The following is a 9152-nucleotide window of genomic DNA, read 5'->3' as shown; positions in this document are numbered from 1 at the left end:
GAGGAGCCGCCGGTCGAGGAGACCGAGCCGCCGGTCGAGGGAGAAGATCCCGAGGCCGAGGGCGAGGATCCGCCGGGAAACGAGGAACAGACACCGGAGAATCCCTGATGCACTCCGCCTGCGCGGGCACACTCACTCGGTCAGTTCGTTGACGCGATCCGCGAGCAGCGCGCAGTAGGTCCGGTCGGTGCCCGGGGCGAGCCGCACCCGGTAACTGGTGTGGTCGCCCCGGAACAGGTAGCCGTTCACGTCGTCGATGGCCTCGGCGTATTGCTGCCACACCGTCCACGGGCGCCACCAGTTCAGAATCACCGCCTGCCACCGGCGGGTACGGAGCCGGTCGAGGAGGTCCGTCACCCATGCCGCCGGGTCGGCGAGTGAGAAGGCCGCCGACTGGTCTGCGAACGTGCGCAGCGGCGAGTTGCCCGGGCAGCAGCAGATGGCGTCCAGTGGGTCGGCGATCTGCCACACGGGCATCCCCGTGATCGGGCGTTGCCCGGCGATGCCCCACCCCGGCAGGTCCGGAGACGCCGGCCGGAGGGGATCGGCGATCAGTCCGACCCCCCGCACATCCAGGGCGGGGTGCTGGCCCCGTCCCACTTCGGCCGCCACGTTGCCGGCGAGCGCGGCGCCGCCCGAGTAGCCGAGCAGAACAACGGGATTCGGGTCCTCCGCGATCATCCGCAACAGGAGTGCGCGTCCTTCGGACAGCGCCTTGTCGAACGCTGAACCACCCGGGTCGGGCACCGGTCCGTAGCTCGCCTCCCACGGAACCTGCTTGACGACGAACCGCACGGGATCCAGCAATTGTGTCGTGTTGGTGAGCATGTTGACGCCCCGATCCTCACCGATGCCGCGGCAGCACAGAACAGTGATCATGCAACCTCCCAGGTGAGTGCCGATGCGCACCCGAGCACACTGTGCCACTCACGTGCGGGGGTGTCCCCTGACCGGGGGAGTCGAGATTCATCCGATGCACCGCCTGATCGGGGGACAGACGTCGGCGCCGCGCCGGGAGAGAGTTGTCCCGTACCGGGATCAGCCGTTCACGTGGACAGGAGCCTTCGGCATGTCACCCATCTCCAGTATCGAGGTCGCCCGAGCCCGGCGGTCTCGCCGCGTGTTGTTCGTCGGCAATCCCACCCGCTACAACGATGTATCGCAGTGGGCGATGGTCCGGCAATGGGTGGCCCTCCACGGAATGGAACCGATCCGCGAACTCGAGGGTGACGTGCTCTGCGTCATCGTCACCGAGGACATCCTGGACGGACGTTGTTCGCCGAAGGAGTTGGCTGCCGTTCAGCGCGCCCGTGCGCTCGGCGTGCCGTGCATCAGCGTCCATGACACGACCTTGATCTGGCAGGTGACCGCCCGCGTTCGGGCGCGAATGGGGCGGCCACAGGTCGGTGCGTCGGCCGCGCCCCACCGTGGCGGGGCGTGACACGGGAGAGCGTCGATGCCGGACCGTTCGAATTCTCGAGTCAGTCACCGAATTTCGGTGCTGGCTCGTGAAAATTGATCTTCGATTCGGTGATGGGATCGCATACGTCTCGCAATCGCCAACTTTGGGTATGCAATTCGAGTGTTGGCAGGACTTCGAGTGCGCGAAGACGCCTTGATGCGGACTTGACTGCGTGAAAATCCTTCTGCCCGAACACCTGTGGTCAGTTTGCCGAAAAAGACTGTCCCCGAACCAATTGTAGGAGCGAATAACCGCTGCTCAGTCCGTATTTAGTGCAGACCGCACGGTCTCATGTCGCCGGTGCGGATGAGACAGGACGGAATCGCGCTGATAGCGTCCACACTCGTTGTGAATGTTCGAAGTCGTCTATCTACATGGCGGTGCTCGGGGCACTTCTGGTTTTTGCTCGTTGGTGACGACGGCACTGTCCGCGTCCGGAGATCCGCTGTCGTGAAACGGCCGACTCGACCATCACACTCTGCCGACGGTCGGTTCGACAGTGGAGGGGATGCATGGCGACGTTCAACTCGACTGTGGAGAGATCTTCAGCTGTTCACAGCGTTGCGGCGGTTTCAGCGCAACGAGGGGTCGCACGCCGACACTGGCTGGCCGTGTACATCAGGCGAATTCTCCTCACCGACACCCTCGTCGTGGTGGCAGCGGTGGCTCTGGCTCAATGGGTGCGCTTCGGAGGCCCCGGGTCTCTTGTCGACTCGCGCACTCTGAGCAATGTGAGCTACGGTCTGATTTCCGTCGCTCTCGTGGCGTCGTGGCTCGCCATGCTCGCCGTCTTTCACGTGCGATCCCCACGAGTGGTCGGGAGTGGCCCGGAGGAGTATCGACGCATCGCCACCGCGACGCTACGACTGTTCGGGCTCATCGCGATCGCAGCGCTCCTCCTGCAGTTGGAATTGGCACGGCTGTACCTGGCGATCGCATTCCCCACGGGTCTACTCGGTCTTCTGCTGACCCGTTGGATGTGGCGCCGCGTCCTCGCTCGCAAGCGTGCGCGCGGGCTGTGCCAGACATCGGTGTTGGTCGTCGGAGGCGAACACTCCGTGCGCAACCTCGCAAGGACCTTCGACCGTGGAACAGCGGACGGGTACACCGTGGTCGGGGTATGTATCCCAGCTCATTACCGGTCGTCCGACGACACGATCACCGTGGACGGACGGTCGATTCCGGTCCTCGGCGACGAGCACGACGTCGTCGATGCGATCGAGCGATCCGGTGCCGACACCGTCGCGGTCACGGCGACCGAGCATCTCGGCCATCACGGGCTTCGTGAAATGGTGTGGGACCTCGAGCAGTTGGACGTCGACATGGTGGTCGCTCCGGGAATGATGGACGTCTCCGGGCCGCGCCTCGAGATGCGACCTGTCGCGGGTCTGCCTCTGATCCACGTGGAGAAGCCGCGCTATCACGGCGCGAAGCGGTTCGGGAAGACGTCGTTCGATCTGATCTTTGCCATTGTTGCGCTCGTGCTGGCGAGTCCCGTGATGGTTGTCGCGGCGGTGGCGGTCAAGCTGACGAGTCGAGGGCCGGTGTTCTACAAATCGGAACGAATGGGCATGGATGGCAGGCCGTTCCCGATGCTGAAGTTTCGGTCGATGGTGGACGACGCCGACAAGCACCGCGCGACCCTGAGCGGGCACAACGACGGTGCCGGAGTTCTGTTCAAACTGCGGGAGGATCCGCGTGTCACCCGTGTCGGCCGCGTCATGCGCAAGTTCAGCATCGACGAGTTGCCACAGTTCATCAACGTGCTGCGACGCGAAATGAGTGTGGTGGGACCGAGACCTCCCCTGCGGGTCGAGGTCGAGTCCTACGCGAGCGAGGTGCATCGCCGACTCCTGGTGAAGCCCGGTGTTACCGGCCTGTGGCAGGTGAGCGGACGCTCGGACCTGTCGTGGGAGGACTCGGTGCGTCTGGATCTGTCCTACGTCGAGAACTGGTCGATGGTCGGCGACATGCTGATCATCGCCAAGACCCTGAAGGCTGTGGTGGCGAGTGACGGCGCGTACTGATGGTGCGGGTCAGGTTCGCGCCCGGCAAGGCCGCACCGTGAGACGTCCGAAGAAGCTCATCGCAGTGCATCCCTCCGACGAGATGTACGGGGCCGACCGGGTCTTCTTGGAAGCTCTGACCGAAGTTCCGAGTGATTGGGACGTGGAGGTGTGGCTGCCGACCGACGTCGACTATCCCGGGAACGAGCTGTCGACTGCGTTGGCCGAGTTGGGGCATACGGTGCGCAGGATGCCACTTCCCGTGATCCGGCGTTCGTATCTCCGCCTCGGAGAGCTCCCCGGACTGGTCGGCCGCTTCCTTCGCACAGCGGGTGCCGTGGTGCGTGCGCGGCCGTCGAAGATGTACGTCAACACGTCGGCACTGGTTCTGATGCTGCCGTTGGCGCGGCTCATCGGTGCGGCAACTGTGCTGCATCTCCACGAATTCCTGGATCGCAAGACAGCGCTCTTCGTGACTCCGTTCATGTCGTTCGCGCAACGGATCGTGTGCGTGAGCAACGCCGTCCGCCTTCCGCTGCCCGAAAAGTTCGACCGCCGATCGGTAGTGGTCTACAACGGTTTCGAGCTGCCGGAACCGACACCGTTCGTCGTCGACGAGCGGCTTGTGTGCTTGGTGGCGAGCAGGTGGAACACGTGGAAGGGGCACGATGTTCTCCTCGACGCGTGGGACGGTCTCGATCGGTCGGACATCGAACTGATCGTCTTGGGGGCGCCGCCCCTGAACGGCGCGTCTGTCGACGTGGTTGATCGCGTAAGGCGACTCGAACGCCCCGACAGCGTGTCGATAGTCGGTCAGACCGACAATGTTCGCAAGTACCTCGATGCGGCACATCTGGTGTTGGTGCCGAGCATCAAGCCGGATCCGTTGCCGACCATAGCCATCGAGGCGATGGCGGCGGGACGCGCTGTGCTGGCCAGTGACAGTGGCGGTCTGCCCGAGATCATCGGTGACGACGTGGGGCGTCTCGTACCCACAGGTGATGTGGCGGCGTGGCGGCAGGCGCTCGAGGAGTTTTCGATCGAAGACGCGACGGAACGCGCGAACCAGGCGCGGCGGAGATTCGAGGCACAGTTCGGCGTGCGCCGATTCCGTGACGAGATCGGCAAGGAGATATGGACATGAGCGCACCGGAAGAGGCGCGCGGTGACGGGTGCACGATCTCGGTCGTGATTGTGACGTACAACAGCGCTGCCGTTATCGAACAGTGCCTGTCCGCGCTCGGATCCGGTGCCGAGCTGGACATCATTGTCGTCGACAACAATTCGATCGACGACACGATCGTCAGGGTATCCGAGGTGTGTCCGAGCGCTCGGGTGATCCGAAGTGAAGAGAACCTCGGATTCGCCGGCGGGGTCAACAGAGGAGTGTCGGAGGCGCGGGGCGAACACGTGCTTCTGCTGAACCCCGATGCCGTTGTCGACGCGGAGAGCGTGTTCGCGCTGGGTCGGACCCTCGATGCGGACGGCAGTATCGGCATAGTCGCGCCGCTGCTCGACAAACCGGGGGAACGGCTCGCTATCAGAGAGTGTGGCAGGCAACCGGATCTGTGGCGCGTGCTGTGCCACTATTCCGGCCTTTCACGACTGGCAGGGTATTCGCCGCTCGTCGAAGGGCTGTATCTCCTCAAACGGCACTCGTCGGTGGAACCGAGGGACGTCGACTGGGTGTCCGGTGCGTGCATGCTGGTGCGACGTGAGACCTGGATGCGATTGGGCGGACTGAGCCGTCGGTGGTTCATGTACGCGGAAGATATCGAGTTCTGCTTGCGGGTCAAGGAATCTGGTGAGCGGGTCGTCACGGTGCCCTCGGTAACGGGGGTTCATCTGATCGGCGAGAGTTCGACGACGCCCACGGTGTCGCGGGTGCCCAACTCGGCCTGGGTAGTCAACATGTACGACCTGTACAAGCTGCGCCTGTCTCGCACGCGATTGCAGAACATCGGTTGGAAATGGGCAGTCGCGGGAGGTCTGTTCGCGCGTTCCGCCGCCTACAAACTGCGCGCGGGCTCGGAGTCCGACCAGGAGAACGACTGGGGCGCCGAATCGGTGAAGTTTCGTGTGTTCGCCCAGGACCTTCTGGCGGTCTCGTCCGCTCGGACGACATCCGAGAGCGAGAGCAGGAGTTCACTGTGACGAGCGGGCCGGATCAGAAGGTGTCGGCACCGGACCTTTTCAGCGCACCTCGCAGCCGCAACGATGTGGTCACCTTTCTGCTGGTGTGCGCGGTTGTCGCCGCATCGTTTCTCGGTCGCTACTCGTTCGATGTTGCGGGTTTCACCGTGCGCTGGGAGCAGGTGGCGCCCGTGGCGTTCGTGGGCTGGTTGATCGTCAACCCCGGTTCCCGACTCGATCTTCTTCGTACACTGCGGCATCCCGTCGTGCTGACGTTTCTCGCATTCATCGCCTGGAATGCGGTGTCGACCGTTCTTTTTTCGCCCAGTCTGGGCAAGAGTGTGGCGATTCTGGGCTGGCTCACCATCGATCTGTTGTTGCTGGCGGGTCTGATGTCGCTCGGCGCCCGAGCGGTGTGGGCCGAGAACATCGGGATCCGATTCGTCGTTCCCTGGGCTTTCGCAGGTTTCGCGATGTATCTCATCGCCAACCGAACCGGGGGTGGTGTGTCTTGGGGAACCAATCTCGATTCGCTCTACGACGTCTACGTCAGCCGGCTGTCTGCCACGGAAGCGAACATCTACGCCGCGATCCTCGTGTTCTGGACCCTGTTGCTGGTTGCCCGGAAGGGCACCGACCGGCGTTGGATGATCGCGGCGGCGGTGACGGTCCCCTTGGGATTGATCGCATCCCAGACCCGCACAGCGGTGTTCTGCATGGTGATGGGATTGGCCGTCTACGTTGGCTACGAACTTGTGCGGCGCCGCCGGAACCCCACTCCTCTGCGAGCATTCACCTTCGGCCCCGTTGCCGTCGTCGTCGGCGTTCTGGTCGCCTATGGAGCCGCGACCGTCCTTCCGGACATCGGCACGGAACGACCTTCGCCGAGCCGTCACGAGACCGCGCCCGAGGTGCGCACCGACACATCGCGCCCGGCCCAGGACAAGCTGGGGGACATCGACTTCAGCGGTGGAACGGTTGGATTCCGCATGGCGGTCGCACGAGAAGCCGCGGAGGACATCCGGGGTGTTCACCTCTGGTTCGGTAACGGCACCAATACCTTCGGCCTTCGCCATGAACAACCCGGGTCGCCCGGCGTGTCAGGGCACATCATCATGCTTCCGGTCCAGATCTTGTACGACGCGGGAATTGTCGGCCTGGCGATTCTGAGTGCATTCGGTGCGGTGGTGTGGCGTCACGTGCCGTGGCGCCGGCGGCCGATCGCCGCTGCCATCGCCGCGACGTTCATCGCGGCCGCGACTCTCACGAGCATGTTCTGGTTCAGCGTCGTGTGGATCATTCTGGCGTCGCTGCTTCGTCCATCGTCTCGGGACGAAGGCGAAACGGGAAGGGAAGCAGCACAGAACGTGGTCGAAGAACACCCGTCCGCACTCGAGACGACAGGAATCGAGAGAATATGAGCAACTCGGTCGCAATCATCGGAACCCGGGGTTATCCCAGCTACTACGGAGGGTTCGAGACCCTGGTGCGGAGGTTGGCGCCGTACTTGGCCGACGAAGGCTGGGACGTCACCGTGTACGGGCGTGCGGGGAGCACCGAGCCCGATGACCCGTTCAGGGACTTCCGCGTCGAGTGCGCGACGACGAGGGGTGTCGAGTCCAAATCGCTGAGCACCCTGTCCTACGGCCTCACGTCATGCCTCGACGCATCCCGGCGTCGTCCCGACGTCGCCTTGGTGATGAACGTGGCGAACGGGTACTGGCTGCCGCTTCTGAAAGCGCGAGGAATTCCGACGGTGGTGAACGTCGACGGAATCGAGTGGGAGCGTGAGAAGTGGGGGAAAGCAGCGAAAGCCGCCTTCCGGACCGGCGCCCGACTCACTGCCCGATTCGGCGACCAACTCGTCTACGACTCCCACGAAATCGAGAGGCGGTGGCGCGACGGGTTCGGCCGCACGGGGGAATTCATCCCGTACGGCGGAACCTTGCCCGACGATCTGGATCCGGTCGAGGGATTCCCGCACCGTTCCTATGCGTTGATGGTGGCACGCTTCGTGCCGGAGAACACGGTGGGTGAGTTCTTCGATGCGGCGAGAGAGTTGAGCGAACGTTGGGACGTCGTGATCGTCGGTTCCTCCGGCTACGGCGGTGACTTCGATCTCAGGGCCGAGAGTTTGGCCGCGACCAGCGAACGAATCCACTGGTTGGGTCATGTCAGCGACGACGACAAGCTCTTCGCCCTGTGGCAGCACGCCGGTGCCTACTTCCACGGGCACAGCGTCGGTGGGACCAATCCGGCCTTGGTTCAGGCGATGGCGTGTGGATCACCGATCGTCGCGCGGGACACGGTGTACAACCGTGAAGTTCTGCAGGATTCCGCGACCTTCGTCGAGCCGGATTCCCGCGAGATCGCGTATGAGATGGATCGAGTGCTGTCGGATCATGCGTTGATGGATGAACTGAGTGTCGCTGCCGAACGGCGTCAGCGGACCCACTACACGTGGGATCAGGTATGCCAGAGCTATTCCAAGGTGTTGTACGGTGCACTGTGATGCGAATGCCCGCGTGCGGCAGTGACGCACGAGCAGACGTCGCCACGTGTCCATGAAGCTGCGGAGAGAACAGTGACACCACCGAACGTCGTCAGTGTCGGCGCATTCGACCGATTCAATTACGGTGACCTCCTGTTCCCGTTGGTACTGGACAGCCGCTGGGCGGCGTTGAGTGGCGGCACGCTGTCGCACTATGCGCTGTGGGGCGCGCAGGGGGACGGGTGGGGTACCGCTCGCTCCGGCAGCGCGAGGGATCTGCGCAGACGCTTCACGGAGCAACCCCCGACGGGGTGCATCGTCGCCGGCGGGGAGGTCCTGAGCGCGACCTGGTACGACCTGACCCGGCACTCGATCCCCAGCGGATTCGACCTCGCGGTCGCCGCTCTCCATCGGTCCGTTCCGCGTAGGCACCTGTCGAGGGTCTGCCGCACCCTCGCGGGAGGAATATGGGAGCTGCCGTTGGTCCCGGACGCAGCGACGAGCCGGCAGATGCCCGTGGTGTACAACGCCGTCGGTGCGACGAGCGTCGATACCCTGTCCGGCGATGATCGGAGCCGAGTTCTCGGTTCGCTCCGCGCCAGCAAATACCTCAGCGTGCGGGACAATTCCAGCGTCGACATCCTGCGCTCTCACGGAATCGACGCGGATCTGGCGCCCGACTCGGCCGCCGTCATCGACAGGCTCTTCCCCGCGACGCAGAAGCGATCGCGGACGCTGGTCTTCCAATGTTCGCGACATTGGCTGCGGGGTCACGAGGACGAGGTCGTCACGCAACTCCGCGCCCTGTCGGAGCGATACGAGATCAGCCTGCTGGCGATCGGGCTGGCAGGGGGTCATTCGGATCTCACCGCCCTGCGGCGCCTGTACCGACAGTTGTCGAGGACGACGAACCGGGTGCGACTGGTCAAACCGGCGAATGTTCGTGACGTGGCAGCGGAGATCGCGTCGGCGGAGTGCTACGTGGGCACGAGCCTGCATGGAAGTATCACGGCGATCGCCTATGGAACGRCCGTGGTCGGTCTGGACCGTATCCCCAAGT

At 64.0% G+C, this 9152-nt stretch carries 8 protein-coding genes; 7 read left to right on the top strand and 1 reads right to left on the bottom strand.

The genetic code is table 11. The features are described 5' to 3' along the window. Positions 1-132: 132 nt before the first annotated feature. A complete protein-coding gene (locus tag AC1D1G_RS36520; RefSeq protein WP_477955936.1) occupies positions 133-879 on the bottom strand; it encodes an alpha/beta hydrolase in 747 nt (248 codons plus the stop codon). Between the two features lie 190 nt (positions 880-1069). On the opposite strand from AC1D1G_RS36520, the gene AC1D1G_RS36515 reads away from it, so the two are divergent. The 7 genes from AC1D1G_RS36515 to AC1D1G_RS36485 all read left to right on the top strand — a co-directional run. Continuing rightward, entirely contained in the window at positions 1070-1441 is a 372-nt protein-coding gene (locus tag AC1D1G_RS36515; RefSeq protein ID WP_317567865.1) for a hypothetical protein, read from the top strand. A gap of 533 nt (positions 1442-1974) precedes the next feature. Continuing rightward, a complete protein-coding gene (locus tag AC1D1G_RS36510) occupies positions 1975-3489 on the top strand; it encodes a sugar transferase (RefSeq protein WP_283351725.1) in 1515 nt (504 codons plus the stop codon). Positions 3490-3526: 37 nt separating this feature from the next. Next, entirely contained in the window at positions 3527-4612 is a 1086-nt protein-coding gene (locus tag AC1D1G_RS36505) for a glycosyltransferase family 4 protein (RefSeq protein WP_477955934.1), read from the top strand. Further along, on the top strand, positions 4609-5622 hold the full coding sequence (locus AC1D1G_RS36500; protein WP_477955932.1) for a glycosyltransferase family 2 protein: 1014 nt from the start codon (positions 4609-4611) through the stop codon (positions 5620-5622). The genes AC1D1G_RS36505 and AC1D1G_RS36500 overlap by 4 nt, the downstream gene beginning before the upstream one ends. Then, complete coding sequence (locus tag AC1D1G_RS36495) at positions 5619-7022, top strand: O-antigen ligase family protein (protein ID WP_477955930.1); 1404 nt, start codon at positions 5619-5621, stop codon at positions 7020-7022. Before AC1D1G_RS36500 ends, AC1D1G_RS36495 begins: the two co-directional genes overlap by 4 nt. Beyond that, on the top strand, positions 7019-8113 hold the full coding sequence (locus AC1D1G_RS36490; protein WP_283333429.1) for a DUF1972 domain-containing protein: 1095 nt from the start codon (positions 7019-7021) through the stop codon (positions 8111-8113). Before AC1D1G_RS36495 ends, AC1D1G_RS36490 begins: the two co-directional genes overlap by 4 nt. Positions 8114-8185: 72 nt before the next feature. Then, positions 8186-9152 (top strand): polysaccharide pyruvyl transferase family protein (locus AC1D1G_RS36485; protein WP_477955929.1); only part of this gene is annotated, 967 nt, incomplete at its 3' end.

Source organism: Rhodococcus sp. P3_B8 (assembly GCF_056402775.1).
The sequence above is the reverse complement of the archived record's forward strand: the minus strand, read 5'-3'. Positions and strand labels throughout refer to the sequence as shown.